Annotated in this window: 13 protein-coding genes and 3 pseudogenes; 14 read left to right on the top strand and 2 right to left on the bottom strand. The window is 55.0% G+C overall.

Translation table 11 applies throughout. The features are described 5' to 3' along the window. The first annotated feature begins 37 nt into the window (after positions 1 to 37). The 10 genes and pseudogenes from AC1D2Q_RS10900 (at position 38) to AC1D2Q_RS10855 (ending at position 9,921) form a co-directional block, all read left to right on the top strand. Entirely contained in the window at positions 38 to 1,087 is a 1,050-nt protein-coding gene (locus AC1D2Q_RS10900; protein WP_095129280.1) for a homoserine dehydrogenase, read from the top strand. Positions 1,088 to 1,089: 2 nt separating this feature from the next. Further along, positions 1,090 to 2,508: an aldehyde dehydrogenase family protein gene (locus AC1D2Q_RS10895; protein WP_477813199.1), complete on the top strand. Its 1,419-nt coding sequence runs from the start codon at positions 1,090 to 1,092 to the stop codon at positions 2,506 to 2,508. Between the two features lie 55 nt (positions 2,509 to 2,563). Then, the gene (locus tag AC1D2Q_RS10890; protein ID WP_477813198.1) at positions 2,564 to 3,766 is read left to right on the top strand and encodes a trans-sulfuration enzyme family protein; all 1,203 of its coding nucleotides are present in this window, start codon (positions 2,564 to 2,566) and stop codon (positions 3,764 to 3,766) included. A gap of 141 nt (positions 3,767 to 3,907) precedes the next feature. Beyond that, the gene (locus AC1D2Q_RS10885; protein WP_095129283.1) at positions 3,908 to 4,225 is read left to right on the top strand and encodes a DMT family transporter; all 318 of its coding nucleotides are present in this window, start codon (positions 3,908 to 3,910) and stop codon (positions 4,223 to 4,225) included. A gap of 175 nt (positions 4,226 to 4,400) precedes the next feature. After that, positions 4,401 to 5,183, top strand: a complete 783-nt coding sequence (locus AC1D2Q_RS10880) for a transporter substrate-binding domain-containing protein (RefSeq protein WP_477813197.1) — start codon at positions 4,401 to 4,403, stop codon at positions 5,181 to 5,183. Between the two features lie 52 nt (positions 5,184 to 5,235). Beyond that, positions 5,236 to 5,964: an ABC transporter permease gene (locus tag AC1D2Q_RS10875; RefSeq protein ID WP_477813196.1), complete on the top strand. Its 729-nt coding sequence runs from the start codon at positions 5,236 to 5,238 to the stop codon at positions 5,962 to 5,964. Beyond that, positions 5,961 to 6,671 carry an ABC transporter permease gene (locus tag AC1D2Q_RS10870; RefSeq protein ID WP_477813195.1) on the top strand — a complete coding sequence of 237 codons (711 nt, stop codon included), beginning with the start codon at positions 5,961 to 5,963 and terminating at the stop codon, positions 6,669 to 6,671. The genes AC1D2Q_RS10875 and AC1D2Q_RS10870 overlap by 4 nt, the downstream gene beginning before the upstream one ends. Positions 6,672 to 6,723: 52 nt before the next feature. Continuing rightward, positions 6,724 to 7,485 carry an ABC transporter ATP-binding protein gene (locus AC1D2Q_RS10865; protein ID WP_095129286.1) on the top strand — a complete coding sequence of 254 codons (762 nt, stop codon included), beginning with the start codon at positions 6,724 to 6,726 and terminating at the stop codon, positions 7,483 to 7,485. 12 nt (positions 7,486 to 7,497) lie between these two features. Beyond that, positions 7,498 to 8,001: pseudogene (locus AC1D2Q_RS10860) on the top strand (Lrp/AsnC family transcriptional regulator). A 35-nt stretch (positions 8,002 to 8,036) separates the two neighbouring features. Then, a pseudogene (locus AC1D2Q_RS10855) lies at positions 8,037 to 9,921 on the top strand (methyl-accepting chemotaxis protein). Between the two features lie 237 nt (positions 9,922 to 10,158). On the opposite strand, the gene csiR reads toward AC1D2Q_RS10855, so the two are convergent. Then, positions 10,159 to 10,857, bottom strand: a complete 699-nt coding sequence (gene csiR, locus AC1D2Q_RS10850; RefSeq protein WP_256580501.1) for a DNA-binding transcriptional regulator CsiR — start codon at positions 10,855 to 10,857, stop codon at positions 10,159 to 10,161. Positions 10,858 to 11,051: 194 nt separating this feature from the next. Between csiR and glaH the strand changes: the two genes are divergently transcribed. The 4 genes from glaH (at position 11,052) to AC1D2Q_RS10830 (ending at position 16,377) form a co-directional block, all read left to right on the top strand. Further along, a complete protein-coding gene (gene glaH, locus AC1D2Q_RS10845; protein WP_095129288.1) occupies positions 11,052 to 12,029 on the top strand; it encodes a glutarate dioxygenase GlaH in 978 nt (325 codons plus the stop codon). 89 nt (positions 12,030 to 12,118) lie between these two features. After that, positions 12,119 to 13,393, top strand: coding sequence for an L-2-hydroxyglutarate oxidase (lhgO, locus tag AC1D2Q_RS10840; RefSeq protein WP_477813194.1), 1,275 nt, complete (start codon positions 12,119 to 12,121; stop codon positions 13,391 to 13,393). A 13-nt stretch (positions 13,394 to 13,406) separates the two neighbouring features. Then, positions 13,407 to 14,855 carry an NADP-dependent succinate-semialdehyde dehydrogenase gene (gabD, locus tag AC1D2Q_RS10835; RefSeq protein ID WP_477813193.1) on the top strand — a complete coding sequence of 483 codons (1,449 nt, stop codon included), beginning with the start codon at positions 13,407 to 13,409 and terminating at the stop codon, positions 14,853 to 14,855. 100 nt (positions 14,856 to 14,955) lie between these two features. Then, a complete protein-coding gene (locus AC1D2Q_RS10830) occupies positions 14,956 to 16,377 on the top strand; it encodes an aspartate aminotransferase family protein (protein WP_095129291.1) in 1,422 nt (473 codons plus the stop codon). Positions 16,378 to 16,475: 98 nt separating this feature from the next. On the opposite strand, the pseudogene AC1D2Q_RS10825 reads toward AC1D2Q_RS10830, so the two are convergent. After that, positions 16,476 to 16,936: pseudogene (locus tag AC1D2Q_RS10825) on the bottom strand (transposase); the annotation flags it as partial. Between the last annotated feature and the right edge of the window lie 368 nt (positions 16,937 to 17,304).

Genomic DNA, 17,304 nt, shown 5'->3' with positions numbered 1-17,304 from the left:
TATTTCAGCACCAAAACATAACAATGAGATCTTTGTCGTGACTGAATATAAAATTGCTCTGCTTGGCTTCGGTGGCGTCAATCGCGCCCTCACTCAGCTTATCGCCGATAAGAACTCACTCTGGGCGAATGAATTGGGTTTCAAACTGAAGATTGTTGGTGTCAGCGACCTTTATCTTGGCTCAATTATCAACAAAGAAGGTCTGGATGCACATGAATTGGCCGCGGTACCTGCCGCCAAAGGTGGTTTCAGAACCTTGCCAGGCGGCAGTGCTGAGCCGGCTAACGAAACGGTCATCCGCTTCTCGGGTGCAGATATCGTTGCTGAGGCAACGTTCACAAACCCCGTGGATGGAGAGCCAGCCACTACGTTCTGCCGCTGGGCTTTAGAGAAGGGCGCCAGCGTTGTGACCACCAACAAAGGGCCGGTGGCACTGCATGCTGATAGTTTGAAAGCGCTTGCAGAAAGCACCGGCGCCCGCTTCGAATTCGAAGGCGCGGTGATGAGCGGAACGCCGGTTATCCGTTTGGCCAAAGAGTCCCTGGCAGGTTCGGAAATCAGCGGTTTCAAAGGGATCCTCAACGGTACGTCCAACTTTGTCCTTTCCAGCATGGAAACTGGTCTGGACTTCTCCGAGGCTGTCGCAAAGGCCCAGGAGTTGGGTTATGCCGAAGCTGATCCAACAGCGGATGTGGAGGGCCATGATGTACGTCTGAAGGTCGTCATTTTGGCGAATGAACTGCTGGGGGCAAAGCTCAAGCCGAGTGATGTCCTTTGCAGGGGTATTTCTGAAATTACCGCCAAAGATATTGCTGAGGCGACTAAAGCCAATGCCCGATGGAAGCTTATCGGCAGCGCAGAGAAACGGAGTGATGGCTCGATCTCGGCCTCTGTTAGTCCTCAGTTATTGCTATCCAATGACGCGCTCTGCGGTGTGAGTGGCGCGACCAACGCCATTACGTTTAATACCGCCATTCTCGGCCCTGTAACCGTGGTGGGCGCTGGTGCCGGTCGCTTTGAAACTGCCTTCGCCTTGCTCACCGATATTGTGAGCATTCACAAGCACAAAACCCAGTCAGGTAAGTAATCATGAATAGCTTGAGTCTCTCACTCGCTGCTGATTATAAAGCCATTACGGTGCTTAGCCCGTTTGACGGTAGCAAGGTGGGTGAGGTGGCAGACATACCTGCTTCATCAGCCACTACGATAGTCGACACGGCTATTTCGGGTGCCTTGATTGCCAAGGATCTGCCGCGACATGAACGTGCACGCATATTGGAAAAAGCTGCGTTTTCGGTTGAGCGTGATAAGGACGCCTTTGCCAAACTGATTGTGGCTGAGTCGGGCAAAACGCTGAAACAGGCGAGAAAGGAGGTGTTGCGCTGCGTCAATACCTTGAAGTTGTCGGCGGAGGAAGCCAAGCGTAATGCCGGTGAAGTGATCCCTTTCGATGCTTATGTCGGATCCGAATCTCGCCAGGGATGGTTCACTCGTGAGCCCCTTGGTGTAATCGTCGCGATCACGCCCTACAACGATCCCCTCAATCTAGTCGCACATAAACTTGGGCCAGCAATTGCAGGTGGAAATGCGGTTGTACTCAAACCGTCTGAGCTCACACCGCTATCAGCGATCAAGCTGGTGGATTGTCTTATCGATGCAGGCCTACCTCCAGTTGTTGTGACAGTCGCCACAGGAGGCGCTGCGCTGGGCAAGGCCTTGGTCGCGCACCGGGCGGTACGTATGGTTTCGTTCACGGGCGGCTTCGTCACGGGTGAACAAATCTCGCGTACAGCCGGGCTCAAAAAACTGGCGATGGACCTGGGAGGAAATGCCCCAGTCATCGTGATGGCCGATTGTGATTTGAATGAAACAGTCGACTCGTGTGTGTCGGGTGCTTTTTGGGCTGCTGGCCAAAATTGTATTGGTACCCAGCGGATTCTAATTGAGGCCCCGCTCTACGAAGCATTCAAAACACGCTTCATTGAAAAAACCAGCCAGTTGATCGTGGGTAATCCAGCGGATGAGCAGACAGATGTCGGCCCGATGATTACTGAGGCGTCAGCCAAGCGTACCGAGGAGGTGGTGAATGACGCCATCGCGAAAGGCGCGACCTTGCTGTTTGGCAATGTACGCAACGGATCGCTGTATTCGCCCACTGTCCTGGAAAGTGTCGACCGCCACTGCAAGCTGTGGTGCGAAGAAGTGTTCAGCCCTGTTGTGATACTCCAGAGCGTGGGTTCCCTGGATGAGGCTCTGACGCTCGCCAACGAACCAGACTACAGCCTGCATGCCGGGATCTTCACCAGTAATTTGAATGTTGCGCTGAAGGCAGCCAAGCGGCTTGAGGCGGGCGGCGTCATGATCAACGACTCCTCAGACTATCGATTCGACGCAATGCCTTTCGGTGGTTTCAAGTACGGGAGTATGGGCCGTGAAGGTGTGCGTTTCGCCTATGAAGATATGACGCAACCCAAGGTTATTTGCATTAACGGTGTAAGTGGAAGCTAAACAAATCGTTCGAATTTTCAACGAATGACACAACAATAAAATCAGAGGAATCGACATGCGTCCCGATAAGCACAACCTATCAACATTATCTGCAGCGACGCTGGCAGTTCATGGCGGGAATATCGCGGATGTCACCAGTGGTGCCGTCCGTACGCCATTGGTCATGGCTAACTCCTATCTCTTGCCCGAAGATCCGGCAACCATGGACTGGTCGAGTCCAGACGGCCTTGTGTATACGCGTAATCAAGGCCACAACCAGGTTTGTCTAGAGAAGAAACTCGCAGCCCTCGAGGGTTGTAAAGATGCAGTGGTATTCGCGACCGGTGTCGCCGCGTTGCATTCGGTGTTTTTTTCTTTCTTGAAAAGTGGCGACCACGTCATCGTCAGCGACATCACCTACCAAGCCGTTTGGCGACTCTTCGCAGAACTCCTGCCTGAACGTTACGGGATCGAAGCGACGTTTGTAGACGTCGGTGATCTGGAATCGGTCCGTCAAGCCATTCGGCCTAACACCAAGCTGATTCATACTGAAACGATTGCCAACCCGACCACCAAAGTTGCAGATATTGCAGCGTTGGCTGAAATTGCTCATGCGCACGGCGCACTGATCTCAGTAGATGCAACGTTCACTCCACCTCCATTTTTCCGCGCGAGTGAGCACGGTGTCGACTTCGTCATTCACTCGTTGACCAAGTACATCAATGGTCATGGCGATGCGATGGGTGGCGTAGTGATCGGCTCCCACCAGTTGATCTACAAGATTAAAAATGATGCATTGGTCGACCTCGGCGCGACCATTTCACCTTTCAATGCCTGGATGATCATGCGCGGGTCGGTCACGCTGCCGCTGCGTCTGAAACAACTGTTGAGCACGGCTGAAAAACTGGCACAGTTTCTTGATGCCGACGATCGTATCGCCTACGTCTACTACCCGGGTTTGCCTTCCCACCCCCAGCACGAGCTGGCGCGCCGGCAATTTGCAGGCAAGGGATACGGCGCAATGATGGCCTTCGCGGTGAAGGGCGATCCAGATATGCAGAATCAGTTTGTTTCGAATTTGCGCATCATCACTTCGGCCGTTTCATTAGGGCATGACGAATCGCTGATCGTGCATGTGGGGGCAGAGGGGCGGGGTGGCTTTGACAAGTATCCCGAAGAGTTCCGTCAGTACGGTCATTTGCGTTTTTCTGTTGGGCTGGAAGATCCAGAAGACTTGATCAAGGATATTACGTTCGCTCTGGATGCAACATTCGAGTGATTTAAATACAGGCGTCACGCAGTCAGGGTTTGGTCAACCCCGTCTTTACCCCCGTGCTCGCGGGGGTCTTTTTAAGAAAGTTAAAAGGGTTTGCCCTATTAAAGGCTAACTGTTCGTTCGCTGGCGTTTTAGGAGAAGCTCGTGGCTTGGGTAAGTTTGGTGATTGCAGGAATACTTGAAGTTGTCTGGGCGTTTTCGATGAAACAGTCGGAAGGTTTTACGCGGTTCGTACCGACGGTTATTACACTTATAACAGTGATAGCCAGTTTTGCGCTGCTCTCGTTCTCTATGAAAAGCTTGCCGCTGGGCACGGCTTACACTATCTGGACCGGTATTGGCGCTGTGGGGGCATTCGCAGCGGGCACTTTTTTCCTGGGTGAACCTGCCAGCCTGCTGCGCGTTGTGGCCGCCATCTTGATTGTCAGCGGCTTGCTGATGATGAAGTTGGTGTCCGCCTGAACGACGAGCATTTTGCTCGTGATAACGATCAATTTGCCATATTCGTTAAGTCGCGGCACTCAGGTAGTGTTTAAGGCGAAGCGATGGTTTTAACCAATAACAATGAAAGTAACGTTTTGCCGCTATCAGATGTTTACTGCCCTTAAATCCAACTACAAAATCTAGGGATGTACTTATGATTTCGCTAAAAAAGCTGTATTTGATAATACTGTTTGCGCTGTGCACGAATGTGGTGTCGGCCAAAGAGTACACAACCTTGCGATTTGGCGTGGATGCTAACTACGCGCCGTTTGAGTCCAAAGCGGCTGATGGCAGTCTCAAGGGATTTGATATTGATTTGGGTAATTCGATTTGCGCCAAACTTCAAGTCAAATGCATCTGGGTCGAGAGCGATTTTGACGGTTTGATCCCAGGCCTCAGAGCCGGTAAGTTCGACGGCATTCTCTCGTCCATGACAGTGACGCCCACGCGCGAAAAAGCCATCGATTTTTCAAACGAGCTGTTTTCCGGATTCACGTCCTACGTGTTCAAAAAAGGATCGGGCCTCAGCGCAGACGTGGCGTCACTCAAGGGTAAAACGGTCGGTTACTTTCAAGGCAGTATCCAGGAAGCCTACGCAAAAGCCGTTCTGGACAAAGCAGGCGTAAAAATTCAGTCCTATCAGAATCAGGATCAGGTGTATTACGACCTCGTAGCGGGACGGCTGGATGCATCCCTGCAGGACTCATTGCAGGCTCAGTTAGGTTTTATCAACTCGCCGCAGGGTGCCGATTACGAAATCAGCCCGTCCGTCGAGAGCCCTTATCTTCCCTCCAAAACAGCCATCGGCATAGCTAAGGGCAACGTAGAGCTCAAGGCATTGCTAGATAAAACGATCCAGGCCTTACACAAAGATGGCACCTACGATTCGATCCAGAAGCAGCATTTCGGTGATCTGAATCTTTACAGCGGCAAATAACCACCCGGCGCTCGTCCCCTGGACGGGCGCTTATCGCTATAGGTTGCTGATCATGTTCGAAACACTATTAGGCGTGCTGGGGCTCTCTGCATTCAGCCTGAAAGGATTCGGCCCTTTGCTGCTCGAAGGCGCCTGGATGACCGTCAAGCTGTCCCTTTCTTCCCTGGCGCTCAGCGTACTGCTGGGGCTGATTGGGGCAAGCGCCAAACTTTCCAGCCTCACGCTGCTGCGCTTGCTGGCGCAGCTCTACACCACACTGATTCGGGGGGTGCCGGATCTGGTGCTGATGTTATTGATTTTCTACAGCCTGCAAACCTGGCTGAGCGTCATTACAGTGGCTCTGGGTTGGGAATACATCGAGATCAACCCCTTTGTCGCGGGGATTATCACCCTTGGATTCATCTACGGTGCTTATTTCACCGAAACCTTCCGCGGCGCCATGCTGGCAGTGCCCCGCGGCCAGGTCGAAGCGGCCACGGCTTATGGGTTAAGTCGCATTCAGCGTTTTCGCTTCGTGATGTTCCCGCAAATGATGCGATTCGCCTTGCCGGGTCTTGGCAACAACTGGATGGTGATTCTCAAAGCCACTGCACTGGTGTCAATCATAGGCCTGGCTGACTTGGTGAAGGCCGCCCAGGATGCGGGAAAAAGTACCTACCAGTTGTTCTTTTTCCTGGTGCTGGCTGCTTTGACGTATCTGGTCATCACCAGCATCTCCAATTTTGTCCTGCGCTGCCTGGAACGGCACTACGCAGTGGGTTCACGGGAGGCGGTGCGATGATCGAACTTCTGCAGGAGTATTGGAGGTCTTTCGTCTACAGCGATGGTCAGCAGATAACCGGTCTGGCCATGACGTTGTGGTTGCTCAGTGCTTCACTTTTCATCGGCTTTATCGTGTCGATTCCACTGTCCATCGCTCGAGTGTCACCCCGGTTTTATGTGCGCTGGCCGGTGCAGTTTTACACCTACCTGTTCAGGGGGACACCGCTCTATATCCAGCTGCTGATCTGCTACACCGGGATCTACAGCCTGGCTGCAATACGTGCGCAGCCGGTGCTTGATGCGTTTTTTCGCGATGCAATGAATTGCACCATCCTGGCCTTCGCCCTGAATACATGCGCCTACACCACAGAGATATTTGCTGGCGCCATTCGCAACATCGCCCATGGTGAGGTTGAGGCAGCGAAAGCGTATGGCCTCTCAGGTTGGAAGCTCTACGCCTTTGTGATCATGCCCTCAGCATTGCGTCGCTCGCTGCCGTATTACAGCAACGAAGTCATCCTGATGCTGCACTCGACCACGGTGGCGTTCACCGCAACTGTGCCGGACATTCTTAAAGTCGCCCGCGACGCGAACTCCGCGACTTTTTTGACCTTTCAATCGTTTGGGATTGCGGCACTGATTTACCTGGCGGTGACCTTTGCACTGGTCGGCCTGTTTCGAATCGCCGAACGTTACTGGCTGGCTTTTCTTGGTCCTACTCACTGAACTCAGTATCTGACACTGCTGCTCCAATCCGCGTTAGAGGATGATTGCAAACATGTACAAATTGACTGTTGACGGGCTACACAAAAGTTACGGTAGCCATGAAGTACTCAAGGGCGTTTCCCTGCAAGCCAAAACAGGCGACGTGATCAGCCTGATCGGCGCCAGTGGCTCTGGAAAGAGTACTTTCCTGCGCTGCATTAATTTTCTCGAAACACCCAACGACGTTGCCATGAGTCTGGATGGCAAACCGATCTGCATGGTTAAAAACCATATGGGGCTGTGCGTGGCTGATGACCGTGAACTGCAACGATTGCGCACCCGCCTGGCCATGGTGTTCCAGCACTTCAATCTGTGGGGCCACATGACCGTGTTGGACAACATCACCATTGCTCCGCGGCGGGTGCTGGGTGTCAGCAAAAAAGACGCGGAAGATCGTGCCCGGCGATACTTGGAAAAGGTGGGCCTGCCGGCCCGTGTTGCCGATCAATTTCCTGCGTTTCTCTCTGGTGGTCAACAGCAGCGGGTAGCTATTGCTCGCGCACTCGCGATGGAGCCTGAAGTCATGCTGTTCGACGAGCCTACATCGGCGCTGGATCCTGAGGTGGTGGGCGAAGTGCTGAAAGTCATCCAAGGGCTCGCAGAAGAAGGTCGGACCATGATCATGGTGACCCATGAAATGGGTTTTGCCCGCAAAGTCTCGAACCAACTGCTGTTTCTTCATCAGGGTCTTGTCGAAGAGCAGGGCGGGCCAGAAATTCTGGATAACCCGCGCAGCGAGCGTCTGCAACAATTTCTGTCCAATGGACTGAAGTGAAAAACCTTCCGTATGAATACTGGAATTAAAGCCCTGGGGACTTTTGAAACTTTGGGGTGTATCGACGAGGCAATCATTGATGTGCTGCGCCACAACGGGCGCATCACTTATAAAAAACTCGCCTCACTTGTGCACTTGAGTGAGAGCCCTTGCCAGCAACGTGTACGTAAGTTGGAAAGGCTAGGGGTCATTCGTGGTTACGGTGCCTTCATCGATGAGCACAAGCTTTCACCTGGTTTATCTCTGCTGGTGCTGGTTGGATTGGCTGATGGCAAGGGGCTCGCCGCGCAAAAGGCGTTTGAAGCCGTAGTTGGTGCTTGCCCGTAGGTCATTGAGTGCCAACTCATCAGTGGTGCGCTTGATTACTGTCTGCGGATGCGTTGCCGGGATATGGAGCATTTCCGCTCGCTCACTGAACGTTGGTTGGAGAGTACTGAACTGCATATCGAGAAACTGGCGGCCTATCCAGAGTTGGCCGTCATCAAGCACTCATCAACGCACCTTGGCAGCGAATAACAACTACAACACTCCCGGTCTTCGGATAAAACATGATGATTGCTAACCTGAAGTTCAGTCATAAGGTACTGCTTGCTGCATCGCTCGTTGTCGTCGCAGCGTTTTCCCTCCTTACGCTGTACAACGATTCGATCCAGCGCAAAACCATCCGCACGAACCTTGAAAACCACCTTGAAGAAATGAGCAAAATCACGGCGAGCAGCGTCCAGGCCTGGCTCTCTGGACGGATATTGTTGGTTGACCATATTGCTCAGACGGTTGCCAACGACCCGGCGGCGGACAGTGTTACGCGTCTGCTGGAGCAGAGGTCATTGCTATCGACGTTTACCTTCACCTATCTAGGCAGTCGTGATGGTAGTTTCGCCATACGGCCAAAGGACGACTTACCCGCTGACTACGACCCGCGAACCCGGCCTTGGTACGCGGACGCGATGACTGCTGGGGGAACCACATTGACTGAGCCCTACCTGGACGTTACTACCGGCCAGTTGATGATGACGATTGCGACGCCGGTAAGCCACGACGGCCAGACGCTTGGGGTGGTGGGAGGGGACCTGACACTGGATACATTGGCGAAGATCGTCAGCTCACTTGATCTAGGTGGAATCGGTTATGCCTTTTTAGTTAGCGCTGATGGCAAGGTGCTCGTCCATCCGGACAAAGATCTGGTGATGAAACATCTGAGTGATATCTACCCGCAAAACACACCGACTCTCAGTGCCCACATCAGTGAAACTGAACAAGAAGGGAAGCCTCGGATTTTGATGTTCGATCAAGGACTTGCCTTCGGTAAATTGGTATATCTGCTTGTCCATCGATAAAAACAAAGCCTACGAGGCGCTTGGTGATTTCCGGACCTCCGCTATTTTGGCGATGGTGACGGCAGTGTTCATCACGCTGCTTCTGCTGGGCATGCTTATTCGTGTGTTGATGCAGCCCTGAGGCTGATGGGTAAAGCCATGCGAGATATTGCCCAGGGAGAGGGCGACCTTACTCGTCGATTGAACGTGCACTCGAAGGATGAATTCGGAGAGCTGGCCCACGATTTCAATCTTTTTGTGGAGCGTATCCAGCACTCGATACGCGAAGTTTCTTCTGCCACCGAGCATGTCAATGAAGTGGCCAAGCGAGTGATGCAGACCTCTAGCTCCTCCATGGCAAACTCAGACGACCAGRCCAATCGCACTAACAGCATTGCAGCAGCGATTAATGAGCTGGGTGCGGCGGCTCAGGAAATTGCGCGCAGTGCAGGTGATGCCTCGTTTCAAGCGTCGGATGCCCGCCTTCAGGCGGAGGGTGGGCGCCAGGTGGTGGCGCAGACGATCAATGCCATGGACAAGTTGTCAGGAAAAATCCGGACGTCGTGCAGCAATATCGAGGCGCTGAATAGCAAGGCGGAGAACATTGGACGGATCACTTGAAGTGATCAAGGGAATCTCCGAACAGACCAACCTGCTGGCACTCAATGCTGCCATCGAAGCCGCACGGGCAGGCGAGGCCGGTCGTGGTTTTGCCGTGGTAGCAGACGAAGTTCGTAGCCTGGCTTATCGCACTCAGACGTCAGCCCAGGAAATCCACACGATGATTGAAGAGCTTCAGGTGGGCGCCCGTGAGGCGGTATTCACTATGAACGAGAGCGAGCGTTACAGTCAGGACGGCATGATTATCGCCAACCAGGCTGGTGAGCGACTGGGTATTGTCAATCAGCGAATTGGTGAAATTGATGGTATCAATCAGTCGGTGGCAACTGCTACCGAAGAGCAGACCTCCGTAATTGACTCGCTGAATATGGACATCGCCGAGATCAAATCCCTCAACCAGGAAGGCGTGGAGAATCTCCAGGCCCCCTTGCTTGCATGTGATGACCTTGAGCAACAAGCCAGCCGACTCAAGCATCTGGTGGATAGTTTCCGTACTTAAGTTGAATACATCGAACGCTGCTGATTATTAATAGATTTTCCTGCTCAGATGGAGCCCTAAGTTGTTGATGCTGAGGGCACTGCGGCATTGATAGCCACGCAGTGCCGTCCCGCAGGAACATGGGCAAGGGGACCCTGCGGGGAGGGCTGCGCGAAGTAAGGGGATTGCAGGCGTTATCAATGCTTCAGCTAGAGAGGGCGGGTATGCTCGCTTTGGTCAACCCGTTTAATCTCAAATTCATGCAGCGTTGCCCATTCCTTGCAACAGCATGATCTCAGCGATGATCGGTACCGGCGTCATCAGGTGAGTGCGCATCATGGTGCTCGCCCGTGGCGCATCGCGTGCCAGAATGGCTTCAACCAACGCGGCATGTTCCTTGCGCTTGAGCTTCAAGGCCTCTTCGGAGAAGACCGTCCGGGTCAGCCAAAGGTGGCGGTAGCGTTCGGCCTGGTCAAACAGATAACTGCGCGCCTGTAACAGGTGTTTTGAGCCACAACCGGCGGCGATAGCCGTGTGGAAGGCCTTGTGCCGTTCGTCCCAGACATCCAGGACCTGCTCTCGGGTTTTGACATCCATAACTTTCGAGAGGGTATGGGACTGGGCAAGGATCTGCGCCTCCCAGGCGTCGTCACCACGCTCGATAGCCAAGCCTACGATCATCGCCTCGAGGTTGGCGCGGGCATCGTAGATGTCCTGCATTTCCTGCAGCGACATGGGCGCGACCCGGTAGCCCTTCTGGCTGATCACCACTACCAGATGCTCGGCCACCAATTGCGACAGCGCCTCTCGCAGCGGGCCAACCCCCAAGTCATAACGCTCCTTGAGCCCGCTCATGAGGAGCTTCTCTCCGGGCTTGAAGACCCCGCGAATGATGTCCTGTTTGAGTCGCTCATACCCGCTGAATGCAGAGTTCTGCTTGGGGGTGAGGCTATCCAAAGGTACTGCTCCTGATATCGACAAGGTCCAATCATACCTAAACATCTGTCATACGAAAAATATAAGACGGAATGCTATTTTGTAGATCATATATAAAAATGTAGACATTCTAAATTTATGGCGATATTTTTGCTCTGCGCCTGATCCAGATCAATGCTGGAAGGGCTAATCCCTACCTCTGCCCAGGAACTGCCATGAACGCCTTTACTCAGATTCAGGACCTTGTGATGCCACTCCCATCGGAGACTAAGGGGTTCATCCTTACCCCTTCCAGCCAGTCGCCGCGGCTGCTTGAGCTGAAATTCACCAAGGAAACCGTCGACGCATTTGTCAAGGCGGTGGCCCAATGGCCGGTCCAGGCCCTGGAGTACAAGTCGTTCCTGCGTTTCCGGGTCGGTCAGATCCTTGACGAACTGTGCGAAGGCACTCTGCGCCCGGTATTGGTCAACACCATTCTGGACCGCGCCACCGGCGGCATGCTGATCACGCCTGAAGGTTTGAATGACGTGACCCAAGCCGATGAAATGGTCAAGTTCTCCTCGGCCGTCGCACACCTGATCGGTCGGTCCAACTTCGATGCCATGAGCGGACAGTTCTACGCGCGCTTCGCAGTGGTCAACACCGACAATTCCGACAGTTACCTGCGCCAGCCACACCGGGTCATGGAACTGCACAACGACGGCACCTTTGTTCAGGAACGTACCGACTACGTGCTGATGATGAAGATCGACGAGCAGAACATGGAAGGCGGCAACACCCTGCTGCTGCACCTGGACGACTGGGAAGACCTGAACCACTACTACACGCACCCGCTGGCCCGCCGTGAAATGCGCTTCACTGCGCCACCGAGTAAGAACGTGCGTGAAGACGTGTTCCACGCCGTGTTCGACAACGACGCCGAAGGCCGCCCGACCATGCGCTACATCGACCAGTTCGTGCAGCCCAAGGATTTCGAGGAGGGCATCTGGCTGACTGCCATGAGCGAATCCCTGGAAGGCAGCCAAAAGAAGGTTTCGATACCGGTGCCGGTCGGCAGCTTCGTGCTGGTCAACAACATGTTCTGGCTGCACGGCCGTGACCGTTTCACCGCCCACCCGGGCCTGCGTCGTGAGCTGATGCGCCAGCGCGGCTACATCAGCTACCAGAAAACCCTGTACCAACGCGGCCAATAAAGTTTGCCAAGAGCTGAAATGACGAGGGCCAGCACGTACGGCCCTTGTCGTGCTTCCAACAAAAACGTAACTCAGGTGGGTGCAAGCTAATGGCTGCGTACGACTTCATCATCATCGGTGGCGGCATTGTGGGTATGTCCACGGCCATGCAACTGATCCAGGTTTACCCGGACGCAAAAATCCTCCTGCTGGAGAAAGAGTCCGGCCCGGCCCAGCACCAGACCGGCCACAACAGTGGCGTGATCCATGCCGGCGTTTACTACACCCCCGGCAGTCTGAAGGCACGTTTCTGCCTGGAAGGGAACAAGGCCACTAAGGCCTTCTGCAACAAGCACAGCATCCATTACGACGAGTGCGGCAAGCTGCTGGTGGCCACCAACGAGCTGGAAATGCAGCGCATGAGTGCGCTTTGGGATCGCACCGAAGCTAACGGTCTGAGGCGTGGATGGCTGTCTGCGGCCGAGTTGCACGAGCGCGAGCCGAACATCATCGGCCTGGGCGGTATCTACGTGCCTTCGAGCGGCATCGTGAACTATGCCCAGGTCACCGCGGCCATGGCTCGTGAATTCGAAGCCGCCGGCGGCGAGATCCGCTACAACAGTGAAGTGGTCGCCATCGACGAGAGTCCCGATGAGGTGGTCGTCCGCACCGGCAGCCTGGAGCACCACGGGCGTTTCCTGATCACCTGCTCGGGCCTGATGGCCGACCGTGTGGTGCGCATGCTCGGGATCAAGCCCAACTTCATCATCTGCCCATTCCGTGGCGAGTACTATCTGTTGCCCAAGCAGCACAACCAGATCGTCAACCACCTGATCTACCCGATCCCGGATCCGTCCATGCCGTTCCTCGGCGTGCACCTGACCCGCATGATCGACGGCACCGTCACCGTCGGCCCCAACGCGGTGTTGGCCATGAAGCGCGAAGGCTATCTCAAGACCGATTTCTCGCTGTCGGACATGTTCGAAACCCTGACCACCCCGGGCATTCTCAAAGTATTGGTGAAGAACCTGCGCCCCGGCCTGATCGAGATGAAAAACTCGCTGTTCAAGGCTGGCTATCTCAAGCAGGTGCAGAAGTACTGCCCGAGCATCAACAAGAGCGATCTCACCGCCTACCCGGCCGGTGTTCGCGCCCAGGCGGTCTCGCTCGACGGCAAGTTGATCGACGACTTCCTGTTCGTCAACACCGCCCGTAGCGTCAGCGTCTGCAACGCCCCGTCGCCCGCCGCGACTTCCGCGATCCCGATCGGTGCATACATCGTCGACAAGGTCCGCGAGCAGCTCGCCAGCACCGGCGTCAGTTTTGTCACACCCGACAACTCCACTCGGACCGCCCCGATGGCGGCCTCCGTCGCAACCCGCTAACGAGGAATTTCGCGTGCAACTCAACGATCCGAAACTGTTCCGCCAGCAAGCCTATATCGACGGTGCCTGGGCAGACGCCGACAATGGCCAGACGCTTAAGGTCAACAACCCGGCCACCGGTGAAATCATCGGCAGTGTGCCGAAGATGGGCGCGACCGAAACCCGTCGTGCCATTGAAGCCGCCGACAAGGCGCTACCGGCCTGGCGTGCCCTGACCGCCAAGGATCGCGCCAACAAACTGCGCAAGTGGTTCGACCTGATGATGGCCAACCAGGAAGACCTGGCCCGCCTGATGACCCTGGAGCAAGGCAAGCCACTGACCGAGTCCCGTGGCGAAATCGCTTACGCCGCCTCCTTTCTGGAGTGGTTCGGCGAAGAGGCCAAGCGCGTGTATGGCGACATGATCCCCGGTCACCAGGTCGACAAGCGCCTGATGGTGCTCAAGCAGCCGATCGGTGTTACTGCCGCCATCACTCCGTGGAATTTCCCTTCGGCGATGATCACCCGCAAGGCCGGTCCGGCCCTGGCCGCCGGCTGCACCATGGTCCTCAAGCCGGCCTCGCAAACCCCTTACTCGGCCCTGGCCTTGGCGGAGCTGGCCCAGCGCTCCGGTATTCCGAAAGGTGTGTTCAGCGTGGTCACCGGCAGTGCCGGCGAAGTCGGCAGCGAGCTGACCGGTAACCCGCTCGTGCGCAAGCTGACCTTCACCGGTTCCACCGAAATCGGCCGTCAGTTGATGGTCGAGTGCGCCAAGGACATCAAGAAGGTCTCGTTGGAACTGGGTGGCAATGCCCCCTTCATTGTGTTCGATGACGCCGACCTGGACGCCGCCGTCGAGGGCGCGCTGGTCTCCAAGTACCGTAACAATGGCCAGACCTGCGTCTGTGCCAATCGCCTTTATATCCAGGATGGTGTCTACGATGCCTTCGCCGAAAAACTCACCGCGGCCGTGGCCAAGTTGAACATTGGTAATGGCCTGGAACACGGCATCACCACCGGCCCCCTGATCGACGCCAAAGCCATGGCCAAGGTCCAGGAGCACATCGACGATGCCGTGAGCAAAGGCGCTCGCGTGGTTGCCGGCGGCAAGCCGCATGCCTTGGGCGGGACCTTCTTCGAGCCGACTGTGCTGGTTGATGTACCGCGCAACGCCGCCGTTGCCAAGGAAGAAACTTTCGGCCCGCTGGCACCGCTGTTCCGCTTCAAGGATGAAGCCGATGTGATCGCCATGGCCAACGATACCGAATTCGGCCTGGCGTCCTACTTCTATGCCCGCGACCTGAGCCGTGTGTTTCGTGTGGGCGAAGCGCTGGAATACGGCATTGTCGGCATCAACACCGGGATCATCTCCAACGAAGTGGCGCCGTTCGGTGGCATCAAGGCCTCGGGTCTGGGGCGTGAAGGCTCCAAGTACGGCATTGAGGACTACTTGGAAATCAAATACCTCTGTATCGGCGTGTGATCACGGCGGACATTCATCAAGCGTCAAGAGGGGTGGAAATGAACCCCCACCAAAGCCTGTAACAACGCCATATGGCCGCCATTCCCCGGAGTTCCTTAACATGAATCACTCGTATCTTTCTCTCGCCGAAAAGGATGTTCAGCATCAACTGCACCCCTACACGGATGCGCGTCTGCACCAGGAAGTAGGCCCGCTGATCATTGAGCGTGGCGAGGGCATTTACGTCTATGACAACCAGGGCAAGCGTTATCTAGAAGCGATGTCGGGTCTTTGGAGTGTGGCGCTCGGTTTCAGTAATGAGCGCCTGATCAAGGCGGCAGAGCAACAGCTACGTAAACTGCCCTTTTATCACCTCTTCAGTCACAAGGCTCACACGCCCAGTATCGAATTGGCTGAGAAGCTGATCGAACTCGCCCCGGTGCCGATGAGCAAGGTCTTCTTCACTAACTCAGGCTCTGAAGCCAACGACACCGTCGTCAAGATGATCTGGTATCGCAACAATGCCATCGGCAAGCCTGGCAAAAAGAAGTTCATCAGCCGTCACAATGCGTATCACGGCATTACTGCTGTCAGCGCCAGTCTGACCGGGCTGCAGGTGAACCAGCGTGGCTTTGATGTGCCGCTGCCCGGCTTCTTTCACGTCGCCTGTCCGCACCACTATCGCAATGCCAAGCCTGGCGAGACCGATGAACAATTTGCTGATCGCCTGGCAACCGAACTGGAAAATGTCATCCTCCGAGAGGGCCCTGATACCGTAGCCGCTTTTTACGGCGAACCGCTGATGGGGGCGGGCGGCGTGATCGTGCCTCCGCGCACATATTGGGACAAGGTTCAAGCGGTGTGCCGCAAATATGACGTACTGGTCGTTGCGGATGAAGTGATTTGCGGCTTTGGTCGTACCGGTAAAATGTTTGGCTGCGAAACCTTCGGCATCAAGCCGGATGTCATGGTGGTTTCCAAGCAACTATCTTCTTCCTATCAACCGATCGCGGCAGTCCTGATCAACGATAAGGTCTTCGAGGGGATCGCCGATCAGAGCCACACCTTCGGTACTCTGGGCCATGGCTTCACCGGCAGCGGCCACCCGGTTGCGACTGCAGTTGCGCTGGAAAACATAAAGATCATCCAGGAAGATCGGCTTGTCGAGCGCGCCTGCGAGTTGGGCGAACAACTTCAGGCCGGACTGGCTCAATTTGCTGATCATCCGTTGGTAGGGGAGGTTAGGGGCTGTGGATTGATCGCTGCTGTGGAGCTCGTTGCGGATCGTCGGACAAAGGAGCCGATGGATACGGTTGGGAAGCTGGGGCGCTACCTGGCGGGACGTGCGCAGGAGTACGGCATGATCACAAGGGCGATGGGAGACTCGATCGCATTCTGCCCGCCGTTGATTTCCACGAAAGAAGAAATACAGCTCGTGGTTGATATTTTCAGCCGTGCACTCGACGACACAGACCGCTGGTTTGGACTGGGAGTCAACCAAAGCCTGTGGCATCAGTGGGAGGGCTACACGCACAACTCCTGATAGCGTTACTCGGCGTCATAAAGTCGTATCGGGCATCGGCGCGGCGCAGGGTACTGGTCGCGCCACGACCATCGTTTCGTGAGTAAAAAAATGATACTTCACGGATTGCCGGGAAAGATGCTCTTTATCTTCATGAAAAAGAGTTCGCTGTCCCGGTAGCCGTATACCATCCGTTTGATGACCATGATTTATTCCTTTCAATTGACCGGTGTGCATTGACCAACGAACCCGGCTCTCAATGCCTCTAGATAAACCTGTTGTTCCGGCTTCTTCAGGTTTCTGGATTGCGCAGCAGTAAACAGCGGGTTTGCTTGTTAACCTAATACGGCTGGTTTGTTGTGATGCAGTCGATTGGTCTCGTCGGCTTGCACCAGATTGATCACTGCTCGGCCATATTTGATGACCACGTAGAAAAGGTTGTAGGCCGACCGTGCTTTCAGGCAATGCTGGCTAATCTCAAGGTCAAAAGCTGTATTCATGTCCACCGCAGCGGCCTCGATTTGAGCACAACCCTCGGGCTCCATTCTTTGAAAAATGATCTGACCGCGGCGCGGGTTTTAGACAGGTTCGACAAGCAGGAAACGTGTGGCATGAAGCGTCAAAGTTCTTGTTTCTGTCGTTCCCGGGCTTCGTGAAGAACCTCAGTGGCTGCGCGACCACCTGCGGCTACGGCAATGGCAGTCCTTCTAGTGGTGGTGTTCTTCCAGTGCTGCGGCGAGCGAGCACAGCCTTGCCAGGTCGGTTGAGTTGGTTCTTGTGCAATAGCCTGACGGGAAAGGCAGCTGGATGGAGGGGCGATTTTCAACGCATTAAAGTGGGCCTGCAATGGGGGGCTTTCGGTAGCGGAGTGCATGGCGACCTCCAGCCATCCATGGCAGGAGCTTTCATTCGACGGGATTCTCTATGAAGCGCATGGGTTGAGATTTG

The organism is Pseudomonas sp. P1_A1 (assembly GCF_056406935.1).
The sequence above is the reverse complement of the archived record's forward strand: the minus strand, read 5'-3'. Positions and strand labels throughout refer to the sequence as shown.